Here is a 25556-nt window from a genome sequence, read left to right on the forward strand (position 1 = left end):
CCATTTTGCATATTCTTAAACATGCCAAAAGCTTTTATCACAGTCATTAAAGCTATTTTATTTTATAGACATTTAACGAAAAAGCAATGATAAAAATTACATACAATACAACGCAAACCAACACTTTACATCCATCTATAATTTTAAATGCCTTAGTGATAATTATAATGGAAAAGAAAAACATTTATTTATGCAAAAAAATATGAACCCCCTTCAGCTATTAACTGCCAGAGAGGATTCATATTTTCATTTATTGTTGATGATACCGAAGATGTAGTGATTCAATTTTAGGCGACAAGGCTTCGAAAGGTCCTTCAACATTCGCATCTCTAATTACGCTTTCAATAGGTAAATTTTTAAAAGGTGCCGGCGCAACATTGATAGCTTCCAACCATTGACTCAATTGTTTTGAGGTACTCACATATACAATTTTATCTAAACCAACGAGTGCATGTGCAGTCGCACACATCGGGCAATGCTCTCCTGATGTAAAAACAATTGTATGCTTTCTTTCTTCAGGCGTAAGATGAGTTGCTGCCCATTTTGCAATCGCAATTTCAGGGTGTTCAGTCGCATCTCCGCTACTGATTCTATTATAATCTTCAAATAAAACATTACCTTCATCATCCACTAATAGTGAGCCAAAAGGTTCATTACCATAGTTTAACGCTTCCTCGGCAAGCTCGATTGACCTATTTAAATATTTTTCATAATTCAATTAAATGCCCCCTCCTCCATCATCATATGTATTAATCAAAAATTAATTTATAGATTAGCATTTAGCTTAACAAATTATTCGATTTTATCTAGTTTTCCGCTTACATGGCTATCGTAATTAAGTGATTGAATCATAACTGAAATGACTAATAAGCTCCCCATAGTATCAGTAAAATAATGGGCGCCCACGTAAATACGGGAAATTATGATTGAAGCTACTAAAATAATTGCTATACAATATAATATTTTATTCCTTTTTATTAATAATATTAGACTTACCAATATGCACACACTTAAAACATGCATACTGGGAAAACTATAACCTTCAAAATATGCGGTTGGTCTCGGTCGTTGAATGACATATTTCATAAACGTACCTATTAAAAATACTGAAAAGCACCAAAAGCCATACCACAAAAATTTAAATTTATGATAGAAAAACAAACCAACTAAAACACATATTGTTAAAATCAAACAAATTTTAGGGTCAAAAATAACTGAAACAAAATAGAGATATCGTTTTATAATATCTGTGTTTAAATATGTATGTAACATATTATATACGGTTTGGTCTACGGGTTTTGCTATACCTATTGCAATACTAATCAATATAGCAATAAGCAAAATAACTGGCGATGTAATTTTTAAAATATGTTTCATTTTACAGTGTCCTTTCTTTCGTTGTTAATTCTTCTAGCCACTGCTAAGAGTACACCAAACGCTATGCTTATACTCAACATGGAAGAACCACCATAACTCAATAACGGCAAAGTCACACCAGTTAATGGAATAATACCAGACACACCAGCTAAATTAATAAAAACTTGCATAAATATGTAACTAACCACGCCAACACATATCAATTTATAAAACTGATTATTTGTTTTATTCGCATAAATAAGCCCTTTTACTAAGAGATAACCATAAATTGTAAGTGTGAATAGTACGCCAAGTAGTCCTAACTCTTCTGAAATAACAGTAAATATGAAATCAGTGTGCGGTTCTGGTAAATACCCTAACTTGGCTATCCCATTGCCTAAACCTTTACCCGTCAGTCCACCATTGCCAATCGAGGTTAAGGCACTCGTTAATTGATAACCATCATTATCTTCATATTTAAACGGATCTAACATCACTTTTATCCTTTTTAGTCTATATAAATTTTTAGAATCAAAAATCAGTGTATAAATTCCATAAATAACTAATGGCACGAGTGTAATTCCCATAATTTGAAATTTAATTTTATTTTTTATATCTGAGTATATTAATATACAACCAATAATAGCTACTGTTAGTAACGTTCCGCCTAGATCTCCTTGCATCAACACAAGCAATAAACCAATACCTAATATGGCAAGTGGTGGTAACATATGCTTTAATTGGTAATCTTTGTGACTCCTCACACGTTGATTAATAATGTAAGAAAGATAAAAAATCGAAGCTAATTTCAAAAATTCCGAGGATTGTAAACTAAATATTCCTAAATTAATCCAGTTTCTTGAACCATTAATCTCTTTCCCTATCAAAATTGTAATTAATAGCAAGCATAAGGTGCCAATAACCATCAATTTTTGTATATGAGCACTTTTAAAGAAATTTATATTTATGCACAATGCAATAAATATAACGACTACAATACCCATAATCAAAAAGATAAATTGTCTTTTCATAAAATAATTACTTTCAATTGAAACGCCACCAGTTAAAGCGCCTTTAGATGCCGATACCATGCTCGCACTATATATCATGACGACACCTAAAATGCCTAGTATAATAAAACTAATTAGCATCCCATAATCTAGACTTTTTAACCGTTGCTTAATCATTCTTAAAATATTCTTCATTTCTGCACCTCATTATAAACGTCCACCACCTAGTAAAACAGATATAACAAGCATGCTCAATCAGACTTTAGGCTTACCTAATTTAATATGTTATTCGTATATTATGTATTTCTATTTAAATATTTTATCTATACATAAAATGAACAAATTTACTTTTTAAAAAGTATCAATTAATTATCTATAATTTTAAATTACACGAGATAACTGTAAACGTATTGATTTGAAAAGATTATGTCCATTATGCTAAACTCTATTATAGATTTTAAAAGTCTTTAATAACTTTAAAATCTATAATATGGAAATCTACATTAAAGGATGACAAATTTGAATCAATCTCAATTTAATCAAATAGCCCGAAATTATGACAATAACGAAAGAATAAAGCTCGCTAAAACGATCTCTTCCGAATTAAATTTATTATTTAACAAAGGTACGTATGATTCATTATTAGATTATGGTGGCGGCACTGGCCTTGTCACATTCGATATCGAACATCATTTCAATCACATCACTGTTTTAGATGCTTCACCGAAAATGGTTGGAATATGTAATACCAAAATTAAAACATTAAATAAAACTAACATTGCAGCCATTGAAGGTGACTTGCTCGCTTCGAACGATATACTGCTTCATCAAACATATGATGTGATATTGCTTTCTCTTGTATTACTTCATAGTGGGAATTACATGGCATTACTACAACAGTTAGTCACGCAATTAAATAGTAATGGCTTACTTATCATAGTAGACTTCGATAAAAACGAAAATGTTAATCATCCGAATATCTATAATGGGTTCGAACAAAAAGATATCCAAAAATCACTACACACAATAGGACTTTCGAATATAGACAGCCATACTTTTTATCAAGGCAAAAATATATTTATGAACAAAGATGCCAGTCTCTTTTTAGCTTCTGGACAGTTAACGTTATCTCCTCAAAATGTATAATCATACAAATTTAAATGTATAACTTTTGTATAGTTATGCAATGCAAACACGAATTTCCTTTCCAATGAATTGAACAACAAAAAAACTACTGTTTTCTAACACTTTATGTGTGAAACAGTAGTTTTTCTTAAGTATATATTTAATTGAAAATATGTCTATTAACCAAAGAATCCAGCGATGAAGTCTGCACCTTTAGCTACTACATCTGCGATGCTAGTTCCCATATTTACCCAGTCGTGATCTAAACCTGATTTTACTGCATTTGAAATTGCTTCTACGATACCTGACATAATGTAAGCACTCCTTTAAATTGATTTAATTTGTTATTTAAAAATTACGCGAAAGTGTCAACTAAAGTTTTGATTAATTTAATGATACCACCGATAATATCTGCAATCATCATGTCAATACACCCCTTTACTTGTTTGTGTAATTACATTGTATGCTGATTAATAATTAAAATGTTAAATTTTTCTCAATTCGTTTAATTAAGTTCCTAACTGTCTTAATTTAATAATAAAAGTACAGTTAGGCAAAATACTTATGTGTATTGATATCACTTTTAGAGATATCAACCATCTCTTTTTGTAATTTTACACCTAGAACTATTGCTATTAGACTTGAAAGAAATACTTGCCAAATGATTAAATTTGTTTCAACTAAGGAGAGATGGAAATGGGAAAACATTACGATGTCATCGTTGTCGGAGCTGGCTCTATGGGTATATCAGCTGGATACTATTTAGCAAAAAATGGGTGGAATACACTAATGATAGATGCTTTTGATCCACCACATGAAAATGGAAGTCATAGTGGTGATACAAGGTTAATAAGACATGCTTGTGGAGAAGGTTTATCGTATGTCCCCATTGCTTTGAGAGCACAAGAACTTTGGAATGAACTTCAAAAACAAACAAATGAACGTATTTTTTTAAATACAGGTGTTATTACTTTTGGTCCTAGTGATTCATTATTTGTACAAACTGCAATCAATGGTGCTCGGCAATATAATCTAAATACTAAAACCTTGTCTGCTAAACAAATTAATGAAACTTGGCCAGGTATTACAATACCTGATGGCCAAATTGGTTGCTATGAACCTGAAGCAGGTGTGCTATTTTCTCAAAATTGTATTCGCGCTTTTAAGCGACTCGCTCTAAATCATGGTGCCGAATTAAAAATCAATTCGCCAGTTATGCATATTGATATTCTTAATGACTCAGTAGAAGTTCAGACCCCCTCTGAAACAGTTACAGCAAATAAATTAATTATTACTGGTGGTGCTTGGAATAAAAAAATTCTAGATGATTTAGATTTAAAACTACAACTTCAACCTTCTAGACAAACGATAGCATGGTTTGATTCCAATGATATTTTATACAAGTCAGATGGATTTCCAGGCTTTTTTGCCGACGTTCCGAGTGGTGTATATTATGGATTCCCTTCTATTGATGGTACTGGTTTAAAAATAGGACGTTATGATAACGGAGACCCTATCGATCCAACTTATTACAATAAATCATTCGGGTCTTATGTAAAAGATGAAAAAGATATTAGTGGTTTTTTGAACGCATATATGCAACAAGCTAATGGAAATATCAATGTAGGTAAAACTTGCATGTTCACCAATACATTAGATGAGCATTTTGTGATAGACAAACATCCCAAATACGAACATATTGTCATTGCTGCTGGTTTTTCAGGACATGGCTATAAATTTTCAAGTGCCGTCGGAGAAATATTATATGAATTAGCCACTAAAGGTAAGTCCAAACAAGATATATCACTATTTAAAATAACACGTCCAAGTTTACAGCCTGAAAATAAAGAAAAAGTTTTTAATAAAGCAAGGGGGGGTAAACATGACACAATCAAATTTAGAATTCTTACAATCGCTCATCAATGTCGATAGCACCAACCCACCTGCTAACGAAAATAACGTTGTACAAATTTTTAAACAACGGTGTGCATCTCGTAATATTCCTTTTGACAGTACACATTTAAGTGACAAAAGAAGTAATTTTTCAGTAACTTTAAAATCTGAGCATCCAAACGCTAGCAAACTCTTATTATCTGGCCATACCGACACTGTAAAGATAGGCGCACAAAAATGGGATTATGATCCTTTTAAAGGCGATATTGCTCATGGAAAATTATATGGAAGAGGAACAACAGATATGAAAAGTGGTTTAGCTGCTTTATATCTTGCTTTAGAATCTTTGATTGAGGAAAACTATGAATTCAAAAAAGATATTGAATTTATAGCCACTGCAGGAGAGGAAGTAGATTCAATCGGTGCGGAACATTATGTCAAAAACGCAAATATGGATAATGTATCTGCTATCATCATAGCAGAACCCACAACTGAGAAAGTTGCAATTGGACATAAAGGAGCATTATGGATAGAAGTCACTTTGACTGGAAAAACTGCACACGGCGCAATGCCAGAACAAGGTATTAATGCAGTTGAGGGCATAAATAAAGTCATTCAATTGGTAAATGATTTAAAAGACGAATGGTCAGAAGAAACAGCAGCTTTAGGTAAGAGTAGCATCTCAGCAAATATGGTTAACGGTGGCATTCAAACGAACGTGATACCCGACAAATGTACATTAAATGTTGATATACGAACAGTTACACCTAATATTCATGACAAACTGTACAAGCAATTTAATCAACGCTTAACTCAGATATTTGCTGATAGTAACTCTCCAAAAGTAAACACAAAAATATTGCTTGACCGGGCGACTGTTTTAACGGATGTCGATGCTGAAATTATTCAAAAAGCCTTAGATATTTCGGAAGAAAATGATATTACTGGAATGGCTTATTATACCGATGGATCCGTGCTAAATCCTAACAGCGACATTCCCACATTAATTTATGGGCCAGGAATAGAAACATTAGCACATCAACCCAACGAATATGTAGAAATAGCAGCTTTCGAACGATCTATAGACTTTTTCAAAGCATTAATTAAAAAATATGCAGCATAATTAGACTGCCGTCATAGTGACGGCAGTACTTTTTTCTGCATAAAAGAAATTGTTTCATGTATAATAGCCTCAAACGAAAACTCAGGTGATATTATGGAAATCAAAGACTTTAAAATTTTTCAAAGCGTTAGTCAACATCAAAGTATCAGTAAGGCTGCTAAATCACTAAATTATGTTCAATCTCATGTTACATTTCGCATAAAACAACTAGAACAAGAACTCAACACACAACTTTTTTTACGTCATAATAAAGGTACAACTTTGACGAAAGATGGTGAAAAATTCCAAATATATGTTGAAAAAATTTTAGCCACATTAAATGAAATAGAACATGATTTTGATAAACAAGAAACATCTAGTGGCAAAATTGATATTGGGATTGTCGAAACTATTACTAAATTACCGATGTTATTATCTATGTTTCGGAAAAATTCGCCACACGTTTCTCTTTCACTACATACCGATGTTACTGTCAATATTTCTAAAAAAATAGTCAATCAAAACTTAGATTGTGGATTTGTCACTGGTTTCAAACATCCTTATCATATAAATAAAGTGGAGTTATTTAAGGAAAAACTTGTATTAATCTCCAGTACAGAGATAACCCAACTAGAAGACATTACATCCGCAGTATTTTTGGTATTTAAAAATGGCTGTAATTATAGAAGAAATCTTGAAGCCTGGTTAAAATCCGAAAATACTAAAAAACCAACACTTATAGAATTCGGCACTACGGAAACAATTATCGGTAGTGTAAAATCAGGTATCGGCATTAGTTTAGTTCCGAAATCATCGGTACAAAATGATTTGGAAAACGGCTCATTATATAGCTATGAATTGCCAGACAAATATAGTAATATCTCGACAGACTTTATTTGGAATAGAAATTATCATTTAAGTCTTGCTATGACTCATTTTATTCAAACTATCAAATCTTTTGAATATCAATACTAAAATAAACAGTAGTGTATACGCGTTATGACATTGACTGAAGCACTTGCCTTTTTTCTGCTTCAGTTAAAAAGGCATATTGAACGGCACGCTTATTAATATATTTAATCTGCTTTTTATTGATTAACTGATGTTTTAATAGCAACGTATATTCTTCATTTAATGAAGTTTGTGTCACCATACGATTGTCTGTATTGATAATAAAAGGTATATCATTTTTTAATAAGTAGGGAATATTGATTTGTGACAACGTCTCTATAGCTTTAGTTTGCAAATTACTTTTAGGACATATTTCTAATAATACATCCTTCGCTTTAACTTCATTTAATATTACTTCATCTAAATTAGCAGCAACACCATGACCGATACGCTTAGCGCCTATTTTGATTGACTCTAAAACATTATGTATACATCCACACTCACCTGCATGGAGTGTTAAATTCATACCTTTTTCTAACCCATATTGAATGGTATCTTGTATTTCATATGGTGGAAATCCTACTTCAGGACCCGCAAAATCAATACCACATATTTTTTCACTGTTATATACAGACACATCATCAAATAATTGTTTATTCACAGACGCTGCATGTTGCCTCATTGCGCAAATCAGTAAATTCACTTTCATATGCAATGTATCTTGTACAATATTAACGCCCGCTTCTACTGCTTTTAGTACATCTAAAAGGGTCATCCCCTGTTCCATATGCAACAATGGTGCAAAGCGAATTTCTATATATTTAACATTATCCTCATAAGCTTGTTGCGCAACATCTACAATTGCACGCTTAAGACTATCTGCTGTTTGCAATACTTTTAATACTTCATCAAAACACTTCAAATACGACGCTAAACTTTCACAGTCCTCTTGCACCGTAAGACGATCTTCGTTTAGATGTACGCCTTGTTCTTGAGCCAATTGTCGAATTAAATGTTTGCTAACTGAACCATCTAAATGACAATGTAATTCTATTTTAGGAATCTCCTTTATACTTTGATTCATTTTAGTAAACTTCCCTACCTTTATATTGTGTTCATTACTTTTAAAATGCTAATCAGATAAATTTGATTTATTTAATATAACACTTTAATTTTCACATTTCTATAAAATATAAGAGTATGATTCAATACTGTTTACTTACCTACAAAACACCTTATAGTAAGCCTTTTTAAAAGTTGATGCGCGCATTAACATTTAAAAACAGGGTGAAACCAAACTCGTGATTTGATTTCATAACCCTGTTTATCAATGCATTCATAATTTATAATTGGTTATAATGACCTAGTATTATCATTGATATACCTATGCCAATAAAGGATACTACCATAATTGAGATCATTATTTTTAATTCTATAAGAAAGTGTTTTCTATTTTGACCTAAACGCACAAGTAACAATCCACTCAACACTACTAAAATAAATATAATAAATAATATTATGGCAATGATATTTAATATCTCCATTCGATTGCCCCTTCAGTTTTTTATTATTAAAGTTAAATGCTAGCGATATACTGATGTTGTTGTAAATAATCCATAATTTTAGATACTGATGCTTCAACAGAGAGAGTTTCTGTATCTAATACAATCTCTGGTTGTGTAGGCGCTTCATATGGCGCATTTACGCCAGTAAATTCTGCAATTTCACCATTTCTTACTTTTTTATATAAACCTTTAGGGTCTCTATTTTCACATTCTGATAGACTACATTGCGTATAAACTTCTATAAAATCATCTGTATCTAATAATTGGCGCACCGCTTCTCTATCTGATTTATAAGGAGAAATAAAAGCAGTAACTGTTATCAAACCTGCATCTACCATCAATTTACTAACTTCCCCTATACGCCGTATGTTTTCCTTACGATCTTCAGGTGAAAATCCTAGATTCCGATTCAATCCATGTCTAACATTATCTCCATCCAAACGATATGTATGGATTTGATGGTTAAATAGTGCTTTTTCGAGTTCTACGGATATCGTTGATTTTCCTGAGCCTGAAAGTCCTGTAAACCAAATGACTGCACTCTTATGTTGATTACGCTGTAACCTTTCATCTTTGGTAACCTCTGATGCGTGCCATGTTATATTTTTAGATTCTCCCATTACTATGTCTACACTCCTTTTATTTCTGTTCTTTCAATCCATTTATAAGAACTTGAGCCACTTCAGGTCTTGAAAATTCTTTCGGTAACGTTTCTCCGTTTTTCAATTTTTCACGAACTTTCGTACCACTCAAATGTAAATGTGCTGAAGCATCATGTGGGCACGTTTTTGCTGTAGCCATGTTTTCACATGTTTTACAATAAAAAGCATGTTCAAATTTTAATATTTGTATACCCAATTCTGCTTCGTATCTAGCAATCAGTTCTTGCGCTTCATATGTGCCATAATAATCACCTACACCTGCATGATCACGCCCTACAATAAAGTGTGTACATCCATAGTTTTTACGTACTGTAGCATGTAATATCGCTTCTCTAGGCCCTGCATATCTCATTGCGGCAGGATAAATAACTAAACGCGTTTTATTTTCCGGGTAATAATTTTCCAATATAACCTGATAGCTTTCCATACGTACTGATGCTGGAATATCATCAGATTTTGTTTCACCTACTAAAGGATTCAACAACAAGCCATCTACTGCTTCTAGAGCAGCCTTTTGAATATACTCATGTGCGCGATGTACTGGGTTTCTAGTTTGAAAACCTACTACTGTTTGCCATCCTAAGTCTGTAAAGAGTTGTCTTGTTTCTTTAGGATCCAAATGATAATCTACAAATTTGTCGTGTTTAGGTCTATTTAATAAATAAATTGGGCCTGCGAGATAGACGTCCCCTTTTTCATAGACCTTTTTGACACCAGGATGATCAACATCCGTCGTTCCATATACAAGTTGCGCTTCTTTTTGTTTGTCATACGTATATTTTTCTTCTAAGTCAATCACACCATATAAAACACCATCTTCCCCATACAAAGCCACACGAGAGCCAATATTCAAATTTTGAGATTGCGCTGTTGTCAGAGGTAATGTAATCGGAATACTCCAAACCAAACCATTATCTAAATGTAAGTGTTCTACCACGTTGGTATAATCGTTTTGATTCATAAAGCCTGTCAGTGGACTGAAGCCACCTATTGCAATTAATTCCAAATCTGATAAACTCCACGGATTTAAAGTGATAGATGCGAGTGTTTCAGCTTCTTTAAGCAATTGTTCTCGCTCTGCGCCGTAGACCTCCCTATTGATAAGTGCACCACCATGAGGTTGGATGGTAGATTGTTCTTTTTCGTTTATTAATGACATGTTGTCACACTCCTTAATGAATTAATCTAATTTATTTACATTGGTTTCATCTTTAAAAGTAGCAAACGGTAATTTATTATTTTGGTATAAAGCATATAAAATTAATCCGAACCAAATCACAATCAATGCAATTTTTATTGCGATTGATAAAGCGTGATTGATTTCTACAACACTAATCAGTGAATTTGTATTTGTGAAAATAATCAATCCACTCACACACACAGCTAATATATTCATCGGTAACAGTCTGACTAACCATGCTGCAAACGGTGCAGCAACCATACCACCGACACTTAATGACACGACAAGCCACCAATTAATTTGACTCCAACCAAGAAAAATAATAAAGCTTAGCGACGCAGATACTGTCACGAAAAACTCACTTGCCGATACCGTACCAATCGCATACCTAGGTTCCAATTTCTTTTGAGCAAGTATTAATGGCGTATTAACTGGTCCCCAGCCTCCACCACCAATTGAATCTAAAAATCCTGCCACGGCGCCTTGTGGTATTAATACAAAGCGGGATGTTTGTTCATTCGTTTTTGATAATGGTTTTTCTTTAGTAAATAAAAATTGGTATAAAATATAGAGTCCCATTGATAATAGAAATACAGCGATAAATGGTTTAATAAAGTCACTGTGTATATGACTTAATATAGCAGCACCAATAAAAGCTGTTATCGCTCCAGGAATCGCTAATTTAATCATGGTAGGTTTATGTACGTTTTCAAATTTCCAATGCGACGTTCCTGACGCTGCTGTAGTAGCAATTTCTGAAAAATGTATTGTAGCTGAGACTATTGCCGGTGCTACACCAAATGTCAATAATATTGAAGAAGATGATGCGCCAAATCCCATGCCTAATGAACCGTCAATTAATTGAGCGAGAAAACCAGCTAGTGCAAAAACAAATAACTTATACATATGATGTCCCCTTTCCTTTCAATTTACTTCAGCGCTGATAACCACTTTCTAACTTCATTTTGCTTACTTATTTTTAAATATTTATCATTTAAAATTTGCTTCAAAAACCGTTCTTTTTCCTCCGATGAAAGTGAGCTACGTTTAACTTGCTGTCTACATTCATATAGGAAATCTACATAATCACCATATGCGCTATTAAAATGTTGTTGTAACTCAGCTAAAATTTGACTGGCCAGCTTAGGACTGGCACCTTGTGTTGAAACGCTGATCGTTAACTTACCACGTCGCAATATACTTGGTATCAATACATCACCTGCTAACGCTTGACTTGCCATATTAATTAATGCCTTGTCTGGCTTTGCTTGTAATATAGACTGGTTTACATTTGTATCATTCGTCGCAGCAATAATTAAATCTGCATCTTGCACATCACTGCTTTCAAATGTTTTGTTCCGCCACTGAATTTCTTGTTTATCAACTAATTGTTTTAAGTTATTAGTGAGCGTGGGGCTAATAATTTGAATTAGTTTTGTATATGTTTTTAAAAGATTGATACGTCTTTCTGCTATTTTTCCGCCACCTATAACAACGATTTGTTTTTGCGAAATATCAACCATTAAAGGGATGTAAGACATAATGTCACTCCTCAGATAAGGTACTTTCAACTTTGATAAAATGACTAAACTGTATCAAATGTCTCTTCCACACGTTCTTTTAATGCAATTTGTAATGTCTCATGATGACTCAGATGCGCTGCTAAAATAATGTCACTTTTAAATTGGTAAGCACTCACAACATTAGCGATGTGTTGGTCTAAAATACCTGTAAACCAGATATACGGTAAAATAAATATTTGCGAATGACCTTCATTTACTAATCGGTCCATTGCATCTTCAAATAACGGTTCACAAGCTGCTAAATAGCACACTTCTATACTTTTAGAGGGGAACATTTCTGATAATTGTGACTTTATTACCGAAAAATCTTGCTTTGTTTGCGGATTATAACTTCCTCTACCAATAACTAATAATTTAGCGTCAGCATTAGGTGTGATTTTACGTTCTTCTATACGTTGTTTAAGCACTTCCGTTAATCGTTTTTGTACGCCTAAAGGTTTACCATAATTAATTTTCACATTGGGAAATTGTGCTTTCATACGTTCAATTTCTTCAGGTATATCTTTGTAGTAATGTCCTGCGCTAAGTAGCAATACAGGTACTACTGAAATTTCTGTTGCACCTTGGTGCACTAATTTCCTAAAACCTTCAGATATATCCGGGTCTACAAGTTCTAAAAAACATGTTTCTTGTAAAGGAATATTAATTTTTGTTTGTACACGCGCAATCAATGACGTTGCTTCTTCGACTGCTTCTGCTACACGACTACCATGACTGACATATAAAACACCTTGCATATCATAACCCCTCCAACAACTATGATGTGAGTTGTGTTAATAATTCATTTTTATATGTTTCTTCAAACCAACTGATTCGGTTACGTAATTTCACGACTTCACCCACAATAATCATAGCTGGATTTTCAATCTCTTTTGCACCGTGGACAATGGTTTCTAATGTGCCTACAACGGTTTTTTGTAATTTAGATGTACCCATATGTACAAGTGCTACTGGCGTATTTTTATTACGTCCATTTTTAGTTAATAACTCAACAATTTCTGGCAACTTTTTAACTCCCATATAGATACATAACGTTTCCGGCCCTAAAGCTAGATGTCTCCAGTATTCATCCTTGTCAATTTCTTTATTGATAACACCCGTAATAAATGCAACTGAAGAGCTATAGTCTCGATGCGTTACAGGGATACCTGCGTATGCAGGTGCTGCGATACCTGCAGTAATACCTGGTACGATTTCAAATGATATATCATTTGTAGCTAATACTTCTGCTTCCTCGCCACCTCTGCCATACACGAATGGGTCTCCACCTTTCAAACGTGTAATCGTGTGTCCTTCTTGTGCTAAATCGACAAGTAATTGGTTAGTATCTACTTGCGACACTGATTTATGGTTAGGATTTTTACCACAATATATTAACTTAGCAGTTATAGATGCATAATCTAATAACTCAGGGTTAACTAAACGGTCGTATAAAATAATGTCAGCCGTTTCAATCGCTTTTTTACCTTTAACTGTAATTAAATCCGGATCACCAGGGCCCGCACCTACTAAAAATACTTTTCCCATCCTAACACCACTTTCTTAATTGATTAACTGTGGAATAATTGACCGTATGTAACTGCTTCAACAATACCTGCCCTGACGACAAAATCACCAAAACGTTCACCAACAGTTCTTTCTTGTGCATATTGCAATAAAATAGGCCTTAAACTTTCTAATATTTCCGCTTCATCAATATTTTCTTTATACAACTTATTTAAACGATCACCAGCGAAACCACCACCTAGGTACATATTGTACTTACCTGGTGCTTTTCCAATAAATGCAATTTCAGCTAATGCTGGACGTGCACAACCGTTAGGACATCCCGTCATTCTAATGGTTATTTCTTCTTCGTTTAAGCCTGCTTCATCTAACAGACTTTCTATTTTCGTTATTAGCGAAGGTAGGTACCGTTCAGATTCTGCCATTGCTAAACCACAAGTAGGAAAAGCGACACAAGCCATAGAATTTTTCCGCAATCCCGTATAATGTTCGCCATCTGTTAAACCATATCGCTTTATCAGCGCTTCAATTTCTGGCTTTTTCTGTGTTTCAACATTCGCAATTACTAAATTTTGGTTAGGCGAAAGTCTAAAATCTCCAGTATGCACTTCAGCAATCGCTCTTAACGCTGTTTTCAATTGATATTCTTCTGTATCTTTAACACGGCCATTTTGAATAAATAATGTGAAATGATGTTTGCCACTGCCTTCAGTCCAACCATATCGATCACCATTATCTTCAAAGTGAAATGCACGCTTAGGCTCTAGTTCCCAACCTAATCGACGATTGAGCTCATCCGTAATCCATGTTACGCCTTTACGGTCCACCGTATATTTAAAACGTGCATTTGTTCTCTCTTCACGATTTCCATGGTCTCTCTGAATTGTCAGGATTTTTTCACAAACATCGATGACCTGTGATTTTGGAAAATAGCCAATCAAACGTCCAACTTGTGGATATGTCGCAGTATTTCCATGTTTCATTCCCATGCCGCCACCAACTGTAAGATTAAATCCAACTAATTCACCATCTTCAATAATCGAAATTAACCCAATATCTTGAGAAAATACATCGATATCATTAGAAGGTGGGACTGCAATACCAATTTTAAATTTACGTGGTAAATAGGTTTTACCATACAGTGGCTCTGGTTCTTGATCACTTGTATCTAACACTTTTTCTCCGTCTAACCAAATTTCGTGATAAGCTTGTGTTTTAGGTGAAAGATGACGGCTAATATCACTTGCAATCTGATTAATTTCCGCATGCACATCAGATTGATAGGGGTTAGGGTTACACATTACATTTCTATTAACATCGCCACATGCTGCTAACGTGTCTAATAAAGATTGATTGATATCAAACATTGTTTGCTTTAAGTTTCTTTTCAAAACCCCATGGAATTGAAACGCTTGTCTTGTTGTTAATTTAATCGTTTGATTTGCATATTGGTTCGCAATATCATCCATCGCAATCCATTGTTCTGGAGTCGAAGCACCACCTGGCGCACGCACTCTTATCATGAAACTGTATGCAGGCTCTAATTTTTGTCTACGGCGTTCGTCGCGAAGATCTCTATCATCTTGCATATAACTTCCATGAAACTTTAATAATTTAGTATCTTCTTCTGAAATCGCACCTGTAATTCTATCTGCTAACCCTTCGACAATTGTGCCGCGAAGGTAATTACTATTAGCTTTGATACGTTCCATCTCATCAAGTTTTTGAGAAAAATTTAAATTTGATTCTGTCACGTGATCAACTCCTTTTTTAATAAACGTCTCTTTGATATCGTTTGTCTTGTTTCATCTGTGTCAAATAAGTCTCAGCTTCTTCATCTGACATATTACCTTCTTTAACTAAAACCTGATGTATCGCTTTGTGTACATCTTTAGCCATATTTTGTTCGTCACCACATACATATAATGCTGCACCGTTTTTCAACCATTCATAAAAAGTTTTACTTTGTTCTTCAATTTTGTGTTGAACATAAATTTTTTCTTCTGTATCCCTTGAAAATGCCAAGTCCAACTTACTAAGAACGCCTTCTTTAAGCCAATCTTGCCACTCTGTTTGATATAAAAAGTCTGTTGTAAAATGCTGTTCACCAAAGAATAACCATGTTTGTCCTGATAAATCTAATTCTTCACGTGCTTGTAAATAAGATCTAAAAGGCGCGACACCTGTGCCGGGTCCAATCATAATGACAGGTGTAGCTTCATCGAATGGAAATTTAAAATTCGGATTTTTCTTTAGATAGACAGATATAGATGTACCAGGTTCCATACGTTCAGCTAATTGAATTGAACAAACACCTTGACGTTCACGTTGATGCGCTTGATACCTTACAGCGCCCACGGTGATATGAACTTCATCAGGATTTGCTTCATAACTGCTTGCTATAGAATATTCTCTAGGAGGCAGTTTTCTTAAAAATTGGTACAACACTTCAGGATCGAGTTTTTCAGGTCTAAAGTCTTGAATTAAGTCAATTAAATCTCGACCATATACATAAGATTTAATCCAATCTTGATCTATAACATTTTCTGCCAATGTTTTATTTCCAAACAGCTCAGCTGCTTTTTGTAATAACGGCTTTGTTAATTTAGTGATTTCAAAATGGTGCTGTAGTGCCTCTTTTACTGTAAGTACATCACCTTTGTCATTGATTGGTACTTCTGTTTGAGCATCCCAATCTAATTGATTCAGTAACGTTTCTACCAGTTTTTCATCATTTTCTGGAATCACTACCAAGCAATCACCTGGCTCGTAGTCTTCACCATAATCTTCAAATTGTAATTCAATATGTCTAACCTCTTTATTAGAACCTCTACCATTCAAGTTAATATTTTCTAATATTTCAGCTTCATATGGTTGTGTTTTTGAATACCTTTTGTCATTTGTCAATGGCACAGTGTTCGTTGTTGTCACTTTTTCCTCGCTCAATGAAGCATCACTTAACTGTTCGATAATGTGATCCATCCAGGATTCAGCCGTATCATCAAAATCCAAGTCACAATCTTGTCTATCCACCAAGCGGGAAGCACCTAAATCTTCTAGACGTGCATCAAAGTCTTTACCTGTTTGACAGAAGAACTCATACGACGCGTCCCCGAGTGATAAAACTGAATAGCGTACACCTTCCAACTGAGGCGCTTTTCTTCCATGTAAAAATTCATGAAAGCTAATGGCATTATCGGGTGGGTTTCCTTCCCCATGAGTAGAAGAAATAATAAATAAATCTTCTACTTTTTTTAAATCCTTAGTTTTGTAATCACCCATTGCACTCAATTTCACATTGAAATTAAGTTCGACAAGACGATCAGCTAATTTTTCAGCTAAACCTTGTGCATTACCAGTTTCTGAACCATATAAAACAGTGATATGTCTCTCACTATTTGAAGTAGATTCTTTATTCAATACAAACTGAGCTACTTCCGATGGTGTTTCTTGTTTTGTAGTAACACTCTGTAAATTTGCAGTTAAATAACCGCTTAACCAAACTTGCTGCTCAATCGTAAGATTTTGAATAATTTGGTTTAGTTGTGTAGCTTGATTTTCATCAAATGGACTATTTATTACAGATAAGTTCACAACCATTTCACCTCATTTTAATTTTTTATTTAACAATCATTTATCTAAAATCACTCAACAGTTGATTCCATAACTTTTCACGGGTAAATGTAACTATCACTATAAGATTGATTTGATGACCAATCTTTAATTATATCTATCCGATTGGAATACTAAGGATTAATAGCAAAAAAAATTTTTTTAACTATAAAGATGTTTAATCTGTAGTATGAAGACCGCATTCTGTTTTATTTGAATTTGTCCATCTGCCTGCTCTTGAATCTCCTGAGCCTTCAACAGCTGTAGTACATGGTATACACCCTATACTTGGATAGTTAAAATCGTGTAATTCGTTATAATGCAATTCATATTTTTTAATATATTGCCAAACATCTTCCCATGTCCAATGTATCAACGGACATATTTTTACTGACTGAAAGCGTTCGTCTTTATTTATAAACTGAGTATTTTCACGACTGGGCGATTGTGCTCTACGTAATCCAGAAATCCAAGCAGTAGCACCAGACAAAACATCTTCCAATGGTTTGATTTTTCTAATATAACAACATTGGTTTGGATTATTTTTCCAAAGTGCAGGATTATATTGTGATGCTTGTTCTTCCAAAGTTAATTCAGGTTTCTTAAGTTTAATTCGTAGTTCTGGATAACGTTTTTGAACACGATCAATTAGATCGTATGTTTCTTGAAAGTGAAGACCTGTGTCTAAAAATACAATTTGGGCATCTTTCTTAACACTATAAATCAAATCAATTAATATCATGCCTTCCGCACCAAAACTGCAAGCATAAATAACTGAATCACCATAGGTTTGATAAGCCCAAGCGACGATTTCACGCGCACCTTTTGTTTCATCATCAATATCAATTGACTCAAAGACGTTTGCGTTAAAATGCGCATATGTAACTTTTGGTTCAAACATTAATTTATTCGCCCCCTCATAACATTCATAAATACATTATAATTAGAGTTATTTTTAATTTAGAATAATTTGAAAATAATTATGATTTACACTTTACTCATTGTAAATTTTTATGTCAAGTGTATATTTGAACACACGAATTAGGTATATTTTTTATTAAATTTGTAAACAAAGTGCATAGCCATAGTATTTTTAGCACTTCTGATTTTTAATTTATTTTATTTTTATAACAACCTTGTTATATTAGATTATCGCCTTTGCTATAACCTTTTCAAATTTTTCTGAAATTTTTTGCTTTTTTTATTCTTGATTGTATTTTAAAACAGTCCGAAACATAAATACTAGAAAAATAGCACACAGATGATTTAATTTATACATCTGCGTGCCTCTTTGTTATTCAATACTTGTGGCATATTGTTGGTTCGTTTGCTTAGGGCACAGATTTAATCTGTAGTCTTCAGCCTGTTCTGATACCTCCAGCGTCTCACCAAAAATACAATATATTTATATGTAATTTTACATTAAATTATTTTTAAAAATAAGCCCTATATCAACCCAAGTAGTGAATCAATGAGATAACCATAATTAAAATAATATAGAAAAAGGCAATTTCTATATTGTTTCAATAGAAATTGCCCTTTTTTCACTTGTCCAAGAACTTTATGTCCCAGCGTCTCATTCATTTCTTTTTGTAAATATAAATAAAACTAAACGCGGGCAAACAAAACATACTCTATTTGATTAAGTCATATATTTTATAAAGCAAAGGTCTGATTGGTTTAATAAAATCTCCAATGTACTCTTCTACATGTGCATTAAAACCTGCTTTGAACTTTTGTACACCAGCATCTTCAGCATTTTCACTGAAATCTCCAGTTATGCCATAAAAGTTATAACGCTGGATATTGTGCGCCTTCGCAAACTTGATCATTTCCCATTGCAATCTATAGGCACCCATATATGTATTGTATTTAGGGTTGGAGCCGCTTGAAAGATAATAAACTTCATAGTCGTTGTAAATATAAAGCGCTGCTGCTAAATCCAATATAGTGCCATCAGTTTTGATTAATGCTTCTGTTTCAGATATTTTTCTTTTTTGTGCTTTTATTTGTTGTAATCCTTGATCATATTTATTTTTACTTTTTTTCGAGTTAGGATTATTTTCTAAGCTTTCTTTCGTATTTTCTAAGTCCTTATTCAACTTTTCTAATTGCTTATTTTGCTTTACTAATAATTCTGACAAATCGATATATGATAATTTTAACATGCTATTATCATGATAAATATTTTGCATTTCTTCAAAATATTGCTGATCTCTAAACTTAAATCCATGTTTTTCTTCGGCCATTTTAAATAATTTAAAAAATCTACTTGTCTCCTCAATAGCCAGTGTACGTACGCGCACGTCCATTTCGTATGTTTTCTTAATATTTCTGCGCGTTTGGTAATCCATTTCTTTAAGTAAGTCATCTTCTGTTTTATCTTTTAAATCCAAAACTGATAACCAACGAATTTGACTTATTTGAGAATATCCTACCGTATATCCTTGATGTTTATAACCTATATCTTCCATAGTCTTGATAAGTGGTTTATTGTTATAGCTTTCTAATATTTCGCCTTGCGCATTTCTTATATTTTCTAATATGTATGGATCGGTTAAAACATATAAGCATCGATGCTTTTTCAAATACTTCGTTAAACTTTTATAGAAAAATCTTACTAACTGATAATCAGAAAAGTCTAAAACAGGACCACGATGTGTATAAAAATATTTAAAAAATTTGAAGGAACGTGCTTCTGTTAAAAGGCATGCTGCTATGACGTTGTCTTCATTATCTTTAACACCTACAATATGCACATCATTTTTATGTTGGTTTCTGTAACGAAAATGGTTAGCACTTTGGGTATAATGTGCCGCATGGTTATGAATAAAGTTTTCAAATTCGTCAATGTTTAAGTGAGTGAAATACATTGTAAACCTACTTTCTATTTGAATTTATAATGCATTGAACAATATATATCATAAAAAAAGCCAAGCACTTGAAAGGCTTGGTAAATGATTTAACGGAGGGAGAAGGATTCGAACCAACGCAAGCAAGATGCTTCTAATTAATATTAACTATTAATTTCCCTTAAGCCAGACTTGGGTATCCCTCCAAAATTTTATTCCTTTAATTATATTGTACTACTTCTTTATAATAATTAAAAGTATTGTCCGAAACATATTAAACATTTTTTCTCATTGTAGATACATATCTATAAAGTACAATCTTTTCAAAACAACGTAAAAAAGAACAAGTAACGCCTCTTACGTTACTTGTTCCATCTTTAATATCATACATTATCATTTTCAATAAGTGTTATCAGTTTTTCTAAAAAATGAATTGTATTATTTGTTTTAGTGTTAAAATGATCCGACATAAAATTTAATAGCCCTTCATTTTCAGTAGTTACCTGAATCTTATACTTTATCTCTTTTGATTGTATCAACATTTGTTTGTAATCTTGAACTTTGCTTTCTAAGATATTAATTACTTTTTGCTTATCTACGAATTTGAGATAAGCAATACCAACATACATTTCACTAATTTCTTTAGCGTTCTCGAATAACTTATATATCAATTTAGGCAAAGTTTGTTTACCTTTTTCAGTAATTTGAAATACTTGTTTATCTGGACGATTTTCTTCTTTAATTGTCTCCACTATTTCTACAAGGCCTTTTTTGGATAATGCTTCAAAATTATAATAAAGCTTACTTTCTGTTAGTCCGCTCATTTTATCAAAAGGTATAGGTTCTGATAGCTGTTTTTTTAATAAATAAGGGTAACTGTTTTTTTCCATTAATTTCCCTAATATAAATATTTGGATAGACATTATTAAAGGCTCCTTTTTTCTTAATACCTTTATTTTAACAGAACTAAAGAAGGTGTTAATAGTTTGCAAGCGTTTCGTTAGTATTTTTATAATTCTCAAAAACGATATCGGATTCTTTTTTATAAAGAACAGTAACGATAACTATATTAACGAACATAGCAACGACACCTACAGCTGCCATAGATAAAATATAAGGTGTTTGCGGTATGCTTCCAAAAATGTTTGCAAAGTGACCCTGAACTGAATAATACATTGGGGAAATATGACTCATCCAGTTATAAACTGTAGGCATCATATCACGACTCATTGTTGCCCCATTAGCAATTGTTTGTATGAGTAAAATAGGAATATTTAAAATCATACCTGCCTGTCCTATTAAGAATACGACGATTGCTGTAAAGTTAAAGGAAACCCAATAATTCAATACTAATTGACCAAAAATACTTAAAAATTTATCAGCTTCTAAATCATTGACTAAATAAGCAATACCTAAAGAAATTACAGAAGAAGCTAATCCAATGATTAGAGCTGTTAGTTGCACATAGATAAACAACTTAGTTTTACTAGCTCTGTGTCTGTTTTCTTTAAATGCACTAACTAATTGCATCGCTCCAATCATTGCGCCTACATATCCAGCTAAAGTTAAAAACATAGGTAACATTTTAAAATTCATGCTTGATGGCATTTTATTTATATGATTAATGTCACCAGAATAAGAAGCGTTGATTTGCTTAATTAAACCGTTCATTTGTTCATCAGGTATTTTTGCTTGTTTTAATACACCTTCAGTTGTTTGATTAGAAAATTGCTTGCTAAGCTGACTATTAATTTCACTTCCAATTGAATCCATAGATTGACTAATCATTGTTGGAGAAGCATCATTTACTTTAAAATCTAGCCCTGGTGTACCCTTTTCAGATTTTAAATTACTTGAAAAATCTCGAGGTATATGAATTACAAGATTCAATTCATTATGCTCCAACTGATTATTTGCTTTCGAATTAGAAATATCTTTTTTTATATGGTCGAACGGTAAACTGTTGTTCAATTGTTTTGATATTTGGTTACCATAATCTCCGTTGTCATCGTTAACGATTGCAATAGGTAATTTATCAATATTACCTGGCATCGCTTTGTAACAAGGTAAAAAGATGGCCAACATCACTAATCCATAAAAAATCCCCATAAATATTGCGCCAATTGCCCCTTTTGATTTTAAAAAATCACTAAATTTCATCTTAATTATCCTTTCTAACACGCATATATAGTTTTATAAAAGTACTTTTAACAAAGTGCTTTGTTTATACTACTCTCTTGAATTAAATAGGTCAATAATATAAACCTAAAATTTTCATTATTTTTACAAAGCATTATAAGGCGGCAACTTAATGACTGTTTTTATACATACAATTTATGCTCATATGGTTTTATGAATTGGGAAATTTTACTTAATTGGCAGCATGTCTTGTATTTTTAATATATTTGAAAAATATTTGCGCAACGTAAAATAAAAAACCCCCGACTAAACTATTAGTCGAGGTTATTATTTAAAAATTATGAAAAGTCTCCAGATAAATAAAATGAACTATCTGTTTTATGACTTATTTTTTTTATTTATATAAAATGTGTAAAACGCGTTACACTATACTGAAAAACTCAATCTTGGAATGAATGTTTCGTAGTGAATATGGTCCATTGGCACTTCTAATTTTTGTAATTCTTGAATCATAGCTTTTAAGAATGAATTACCACCACATACATAAACTTCTGTTTCACCATCAAGGTATTGTTTTAATTGTTCAGCGTCTATAAATCCGTCTTGATTACGGAAATGTTTATCAAATTGTGCTACTGAAGATTGTGCTGTGATTGCTTCTAAATTTTCTTCGAATGCTACATTTTGAGCATCTGATGTTGATTGAAGAAATGTTGAAGTTAAATCAGCATCAACCGCTTCTTTATACATTGAAACAAGAGGTGTCACGCCTACACCAGAGCCTATGAATAATTGTTTATGATCTTTGTTTGCCAATCCAAATCCACCAACTGGCGCAGATAAAAATAGAGTATCTCCCACTTTGACTTCATCATGTAGTACTGTAGATACTTCACCTTCATGTTCTTCCGTAACGTCTCTACGTACACCGAATGTTAAGAAATCTTTGTCACCATCTACAATGGAATAATGTCTTTTAGCTCTGTATGGCAACTTATCACTAGATATATCTACTGTAATATATTGTCCAGGTACAAATTGACTTAAATCAATGTCGTCTGATGTTACTGTGAAAGATTTAATGATTTCGGTTTCATCAGTAATATTGGTTACAGTAAATGGTTTAAAGCCATCCCAAGCCATTTTACTGTACACTTCTTTTTCTAAGCCAATAAATGCATCAGCAATTTCTCCATATGCTTTAATCCAAGTTTGGATAATAGGATCATCTTCTTTTAAGCCAGTCACTTGTTGAATTGCCCAAATCAAATTTTCACCAACGATTGGATAATGCTCAGCTTTTACTTGTAAAGCACAATGTTTGTAAACCACAGGCATAATTGCGGGAACAATTGGTGATAAGTCATCTATATTTTCTGCCGCCGCTAATACTGCCATCGCTAATGCAGAAGATTGTAATCCTCTTTTTTGATTGGTCTGGTTAAACATATTCTTCAATTCAGGATGTTGTTCGAATAATCTTTTATAGAAAGTTGATGTTATTGTCTGTCCTTTATCTTTCAATAATGGTACCGTTTCTCTTATTGTTTTTATTTCTTCTTGATTTAACATAAAACCCCTCCTAGTTATTCCTTCACTTCCATTATTGAACTATATTATTTTGCTTACAAGTAAATGTGTTTAATTTCACATAAATTTCACATTCGATATTCATTAATTTGTAACTATTTTTTGATTAATGATTTTTAAAAAAGATAATATATTGAAAAATATCGCTCATTTTTATTCACTATATAATCTAAAATAAAATATATTATATTGATAATTCATTTTTGCAAACTTAAAAACCACATGCACCTGGTGGTATATCAGTTCGCGTGTGGTTTTAGGTTTGTTATTTACTATTATTACTTAATTAAAACGATGGGTAAATTTTCTTGTTTTAATTATATTTCTCGTTCAATTGATGTATTAATCTTCTGAACTCAGTTTCAGATTTAAATTCAAAAGTGATGTAACCTTTTTTATTTTTGTTAGATATCGTTACAGCTGAACCATATTGTTCTTTTAGCTGTCGCTCTTGTTGTTGTATAAACTTAGGTTTTTTAGTTGTATACGCCTTATCTTTAATAGATTTTTTATTTTCAGTGTTTTCATTTACATATTGTTCTAATGTACGTACACTCCAAGACTCCCGGTAGGCTTGCTTAGCTATGCTTTTCATCTTTTGCTTATCTTTTATCGCTAATAGCGTGCGTCCATGTGCGCCTGATAGTTTGTTATCTTTGACCATTTGAGTAATGTCCTTAGGCAATTGTAGTAAACGCAACATGTTGGCAATATATGGTCTAGATTTACTTAATCGCTGTGCCACTTCTTGCTGTGTTAGCGCTAACTCATCCATTAATTTACGATAACTTTCTGCTTCCTCAATCGCATTTAAATCTTCGCGTTGTAGATTTTCAATCACAGCGAGTTCCATCATATCTTCATCAGATAGCACTTTAACGATGGCGGGTATTGTCGTTGATCCTGCTAGTTTTGATGCTCGAAAACGTCGCTCACCTACTACAATGTTATAACCAGATATTGTTTTTCGTAACACGATAGGCTGTAAAATACCATGTAGTTTTATCGACTCAGCCAAATCTTCCAAACGTTCTTGATCAAATGATTTCCTAGGTTGATAAGGATTAGGTTTAATGCTATTGAGTGCTATTTCTTTTACGTGCGCATTGTGATCTACTTTGAGTCGTTCATCTATAGCATCATTCATCGTTTACACCTACTTTCTTAAATAAAAATGACCTTTTTAGTTAAACATAGTATATCATCACTACAGCAATGAAAAATATCATTTTAAATTATCGGTTAAATCAAAATTTTCAGATAAGTTATTGACAAAAGTTATTTTAATGTGTAATCTAAGTGATAACAAATTTGAAATAGCAACACACAGTAATAAGGAAAGTAGAACTTACACTGCTGACACAGAGAGTCTTCACTTGCTGAAAGGAGACACAGAAAGAAAGTTTGAAAATGGCCTTTGAGTGTTGATGCCAATATGAGGTGTCAACGGGATCGCCCGTTATAGCGATACAGTATTAACATTTTGCTTA

24 protein-coding genes, 1 tRNA gene and 1 other annotated feature (1 of these 26 only partly in view) are annotated in these 25556 nt (G+C 32.9%); of the genes, 4 read left to right on the forward strand and 21 right to left on the reverse strand.

Features of this window, described 5'->3' with window-relative positions:
• Window positions 1-250: 250 nt before the first annotated feature.
• The 3 genes from MUA21_RS12915 to MUA21_RS12925 all read right to left on the reverse strand — a co-directional run bounded on the left by MUA21_RS12915 (window position 251) and on the right by MUA21_RS12925 (window position 2561).
• Window positions 251-718, reverse strand: coding sequence for a nucleoside deaminase (locus MUA21_RS12915; protein WP_107525531.1), 468 nt, complete (start codon window positions 716-718; stop codon window positions 251-253).
• A 74-nt stretch (window positions 719-792) separates the two neighbouring features.
• Window positions 793-1377: a phosphatase PAP2 family protein gene (locus MUA21_RS12920; protein ID WP_262561485.1), complete on the reverse strand. Its 585-nt coding sequence runs from the start codon at window positions 1375-1377 to the stop codon at window positions 793-795.
• A complete protein-coding gene (locus MUA21_RS12925; protein WP_262561486.1) occupies window positions 1374-2561 on the reverse strand; it encodes an FtsW/RodA/SpoVE family cell cycle protein in 1188 nt (395 codons plus the stop codon). The genes MUA21_RS12920 and MUA21_RS12925 overlap by 4 nt, the downstream gene beginning before the upstream one ends.
• Window positions 2562-2885: 324 nt before the next feature.
• Between MUA21_RS12925 and MUA21_RS12930 the strand changes: the two genes are divergently transcribed.
• Complete coding sequence (locus MUA21_RS12930) at window positions 2886-3512, forward strand: class I SAM-dependent methyltransferase (RefSeq protein ID WP_107525528.1); 627 nt, start codon at window positions 2886-2888, stop codon at window positions 3510-3512.
• A 158-nt stretch (window positions 3513-3670) separates the two neighbouring features.
• Here the strand turns inward: MUA21_RS12930 and MUA21_RS12935 are convergent, their stop codons facing one another.
• Window positions 3671-3802, reverse strand: a complete 132-nt coding sequence (locus MUA21_RS12935; RefSeq protein ID WP_046207113.1) for a beta-class phenol-soluble modulin — start codon at window positions 3800-3802, stop codon at window positions 3671-3673.
• Window positions 3803-4187: 385 nt separating this feature from the next.
• Here MUA21_RS12935 and solA point away from each other — a divergent pair, with 385 nt between their 5' ends.
• From solA to MUA21_RS12950, 3 genes are all read left to right on the forward strand, one after another.
• Window positions 4188-5423: an N-methyl-L-tryptophan oxidase gene (solA, locus tag MUA21_RS12940; protein WP_262561487.1), complete on the forward strand. Its 1236-nt coding sequence runs from the start codon at window positions 4188-4190 to the stop codon at window positions 5421-5423.
• Complete coding sequence (locus tag MUA21_RS12945; protein ID WP_262561488.1) at window positions 5374-6507, forward strand: M20 family metallopeptidase; 1134 nt, start codon at window positions 5374-5376, stop codon at window positions 6505-6507. Before solA ends, MUA21_RS12945 begins: the two co-directional genes overlap by 50 nt.
• Before the next feature lie 93 nt (window positions 6508-6600).
• Window positions 6601-7461: a LysR family transcriptional regulator gene (locus MUA21_RS12950; protein ID WP_262561489.1), complete on the forward strand. Its 861-nt coding sequence runs from the start codon at window positions 6601-6603 to the stop codon at window positions 7459-7461.
• Window positions 7462-7483: 22 nt separating this feature from the next.
• Here MUA21_RS12950 and add read toward each other — a convergent pair whose 3' ends face one another.
• From add to MUA21_RS13035, 17 genes are all read right to left on the reverse strand, one after another.
• Window positions 7484-8461, reverse strand: coding sequence for an adenosine deaminase (gene add, locus MUA21_RS12955; RefSeq protein ID WP_145381328.1), 978 nt, complete (start codon window positions 8459-8461; stop codon window positions 7484-7486).
• A 259-nt stretch (window positions 8462-8720) separates the two neighbouring features.
• Window positions 8721-8921, reverse strand: coding sequence for a hypothetical protein (locus MUA21_RS12960; protein ID WP_107525523.1), 201 nt, complete (start codon window positions 8919-8921; stop codon window positions 8721-8723).
• A gap of 32 nt (window positions 8922-8953) precedes the next feature.
• Window positions 8954-9562 (reverse strand): adenylyl-sulfate kinase, encoded by a 609-nt coding sequence (gene cysC / locus MUA21_RS12965; protein ID WP_107525522.1) that lies wholly within the window; start codon window positions 9560-9562, stop codon window positions 8954-8956.
• Window positions 9563-9581: 19 nt separating this feature from the next.
• Window positions 9582-10763 carry a sulfate adenylyltransferase gene (sat, locus tag MUA21_RS12970; RefSeq protein WP_107525521.1) on the reverse strand — a complete coding sequence of 394 codons (1182 nt, stop codon included), beginning with the start codon at window positions 10761-10763 and terminating at the stop codon, window positions 9582-9584.
• Window positions 10764-10784: 21 nt separating this feature from the next.
• Window positions 10785-11690 carry a sulfite exporter TauE/SafE family protein gene (locus MUA21_RS12975; protein ID WP_107525520.1) on the reverse strand — a complete coding sequence of 302 codons (906 nt, stop codon included), beginning with the start codon at window positions 11688-11690 and terminating at the stop codon, window positions 10785-10787.
• A 23-nt stretch (window positions 11691-11713) separates the two neighbouring features.
• Entirely contained in the window at window positions 11714-12325 is a 612-nt protein-coding gene (locus tag MUA21_RS12980) for an NAD(P)-binding protein (protein WP_262561490.1), read from the reverse strand.
• A gap of 44 nt (window positions 12326-12369) precedes the next feature.
• Complete coding sequence (locus MUA21_RS12985; RefSeq protein ID WP_107525518.1) at window positions 12370-13104, reverse strand: sirohydrochlorin chelatase; 735 nt, start codon at window positions 13102-13104, stop codon at window positions 12370-12372.
• Window positions 13105-13123: 19 nt separating this feature from the next.
• Entirely contained in the window at window positions 13124-13894 is a 771-nt protein-coding gene (gene cobA, locus MUA21_RS12990; protein ID WP_107525517.1) for a uroporphyrinogen-III C-methyltransferase, read from the reverse strand.
• Between the two features lie 23 nt (window positions 13895-13917).
• Complete coding sequence (locus MUA21_RS12995) at window positions 13918-15627, reverse strand: NADPH-dependent assimilatory sulfite reductase hemoprotein subunit (RefSeq protein ID WP_272884819.1); 1710 nt, start codon at window positions 15625-15627, stop codon at window positions 13918-13920.
• A gap of 16 nt (window positions 15628-15643) precedes the next feature.
• Window positions 15644-17467 (reverse strand): assimilatory sulfite reductase (NADPH) flavoprotein subunit, encoded by a 1824-nt coding sequence (locus MUA21_RS13000; RefSeq protein ID WP_258085653.1) that lies wholly within the window; start codon window positions 17465-17467, stop codon window positions 15644-15646.
• Between the two features lie 196 nt (window positions 17468-17663).
• On the reverse strand, window positions 17664-18386 hold the full coding sequence (locus tag MUA21_RS13005) for a phosphoadenylyl-sulfate reductase (protein WP_046207126.1): 723 nt from the start codon (window positions 18384-18386) through the stop codon (window positions 17664-17666).
• Between the two features lie 733 nt (window positions 18387-19119).
• Complete coding sequence (locus MUA21_RS13010; protein WP_145381320.1) at window positions 19120-20358, reverse strand: aminoacyltransferase; 1239 nt, start codon at window positions 20356-20358, stop codon at window positions 19120-19122.
• A 93-nt stretch (window positions 20359-20451) separates the two neighbouring features.
• Window positions 20452-20543: transfer RNA gene (locus tag MUA21_RS13015), tRNA-OTHER, on the reverse strand.
• A 177-nt stretch (window positions 20544-20720) separates the two neighbouring features.
• Entirely contained in the window at window positions 20721-21260 is a 540-nt protein-coding gene (locus MUA21_RS13020) for a PadR family transcriptional regulator (protein WP_073345343.1), read from the reverse strand.
• Window positions 21261-21315: 55 nt separating this feature from the next.
• On the reverse strand, window positions 21316-22497 hold the full coding sequence (locus tag MUA21_RS13025) for a YhgE/Pip domain-containing protein (RefSeq protein WP_262561492.1): 1182 nt from the start codon (window positions 22495-22497) through the stop codon (window positions 21316-21318).
• 405 nt (window positions 22498-22902) lie between these two features.
• Window positions 22903-24048: a globin domain-containing protein gene (locus tag MUA21_RS13030; RefSeq protein WP_145381317.1), complete on the reverse strand. Its 1146-nt coding sequence runs from the start codon at window positions 24046-24048 to the stop codon at window positions 22903-22905.
• A gap of 331 nt (window positions 24049-24379) precedes the next feature.
• Window positions 24380-25213 (reverse strand): ParB/RepB/Spo0J family partition protein, encoded by an 834-nt coding sequence (locus MUA21_RS13035; RefSeq protein WP_107525511.1) that lies wholly within the window; start codon window positions 25211-25213, stop codon window positions 24380-24382.
• Between the two features lie 173 nt (window positions 25214-25386).
• Window positions 25387-25556, forward strand: a binding site (T-box leader) (it continues 205 nt past the right edge of the window).

The organism is Staphylococcus ureilyticus, assembly GCF_025558845.1.
In the GTDB taxonomy this organism is placed as follows: domain Bacteria; phylum Bacillota; class Bacilli; order Staphylococcales; family Staphylococcaceae; genus Staphylococcus; species Staphylococcus ureilyticus.

What these genes read in the sequence shown, in the direction of transcription:
- MUA21_RS12920 (WP_262561485.1), bottom strand. Translation starts at nt 1,377, where the DNA reads ATGAAACATATTTTAAAAATTACATCGCCAGTTATTTTGCTTATTGCT.
- MUA21_RS12925 (WP_262561486.1), bottom strand. Translation starts at nt 2,561, where the DNA reads ATGAAGAATATTTTAAGAATGATTAAGCAACGGTTAAAAAGTCTAGAT.
- MUA21_RS12935 (WP_046207113.1), bottom strand. Translation starts at nt 3,802, where the DNA reads ATGTCAGGTATCGTAGAAGCAATTTCAAATGCAGTAAAATCAGGTTTA.
- solA (WP_262561487.1), top strand. Translation starts at nt 4,188, where the DNA reads ATGGGAAAACATTACGATGTCATCGTTGTCGGAGCTGGCTCTATGGGT.
- MUA21_RS12945 (WP_262561488.1), top strand. Translation starts at nt 5,374, where the DNA reads ATGACACAATCAAATTTAGAATTCTTACAATCGCTCATCAATGTCGAT.
- MUA21_RS12950 (WP_262561489.1), top strand. Translation starts at nt 6,601, where the DNA reads ATGGAAATCAAAGACTTTAAAATTTTTCAAAGCGTTAGTCAACATCAA.
- add (WP_145381328.1), bottom strand. Translation starts at nt 8,461, where the DNA reads ATGAATCAAAGTATAAAGGAGATTCCTAAAATAGAATTACATTGTCAT.
- MUA21_RS12960 (WP_107525523.1), bottom strand. Translation starts at nt 8,921, where the DNA reads ATGGAGATATTAAATATCATTGCCATAATATTATTTATTATATTTATT.
- cysC (WP_107525522.1), bottom strand. Translation starts at nt 9,562, where the DNA reads ATGGGAGAATCTAAAAATATAACATGGCACGCATCAGAGGTTACCAAA.
- sat (WP_107525521.1), bottom strand. Translation starts at nt 10,763, where the DNA reads ATGTCATTAATAAACGAAAAAGAACAATCTACCATCCAACCTCATGGT.
- MUA21_RS12975 (WP_107525520.1), bottom strand. Translation starts at nt 11,690, where the DNA reads ATGTATAAGTTATTTGTTTTTGCACTAGCTGGTTTTCTCGCTCAATTA.
- MUA21_RS12980 (WP_262561490.1), bottom strand. Translation starts at nt 12,325, where the DNA reads ATGTCTTACATCCCTTTAATGGTTGATATTTCGCAAAAACAAATCGTT.
- MUA21_RS12985 (WP_107525518.1), bottom strand. Translation starts at nt 13,104, where the DNA reads ATGCAAGGTGTTTTATATGTCAGTCATGGTAGTCGTGTAGCAGAAGCA.
- cobA (WP_107525517.1), bottom strand. Translation starts at nt 13,894, where the DNA reads ATGGGAAAAGTATTTTTAGTAGGTGCGGGCCCTGGTGATCCGGATTTA.
- MUA21_RS13005 (WP_046207126.1), bottom strand. Translation starts at nt 18,386, where the DNA reads ATGTTTGAACCAAAAGTTACATATGCGCATTTTAACGCAAACGTCTTT.
- MUA21_RS13010 (WP_145381320.1), bottom strand. Translation starts at nt 20,358, where the DNA reads ATGTATTTCACTCACTTAAACATTGACGAATTTGAAAACTTTATTCAT.
- MUA21_RS13020 (WP_073345343.1), bottom strand. Translation starts at nt 21,260, where the DNA reads ATGTCTATCCAAATATTTATATTAGGGAAATTAATGGAAAAAAACAGT.
- MUA21_RS13025 (WP_262561492.1), bottom strand. Translation starts at nt 22,497, where the DNA reads ATGAAATTTAGTGATTTTTTAAAATCAAAAGGGGCAATTGGCGCAATA.
- MUA21_RS13030 (WP_145381317.1), bottom strand. Translation starts at nt 24,048, where the DNA reads ATGTTAAATCAAGAAGAAATAAAAACAATAAGAGAAACGGTACCATTA.
- MUA21_RS13035 (WP_107525511.1), bottom strand. Translation starts at nt 25,213, where the DNA reads ATGAATGATGCTATAGATGAACGACTCAAAGTAGATCACAATGCGCAC.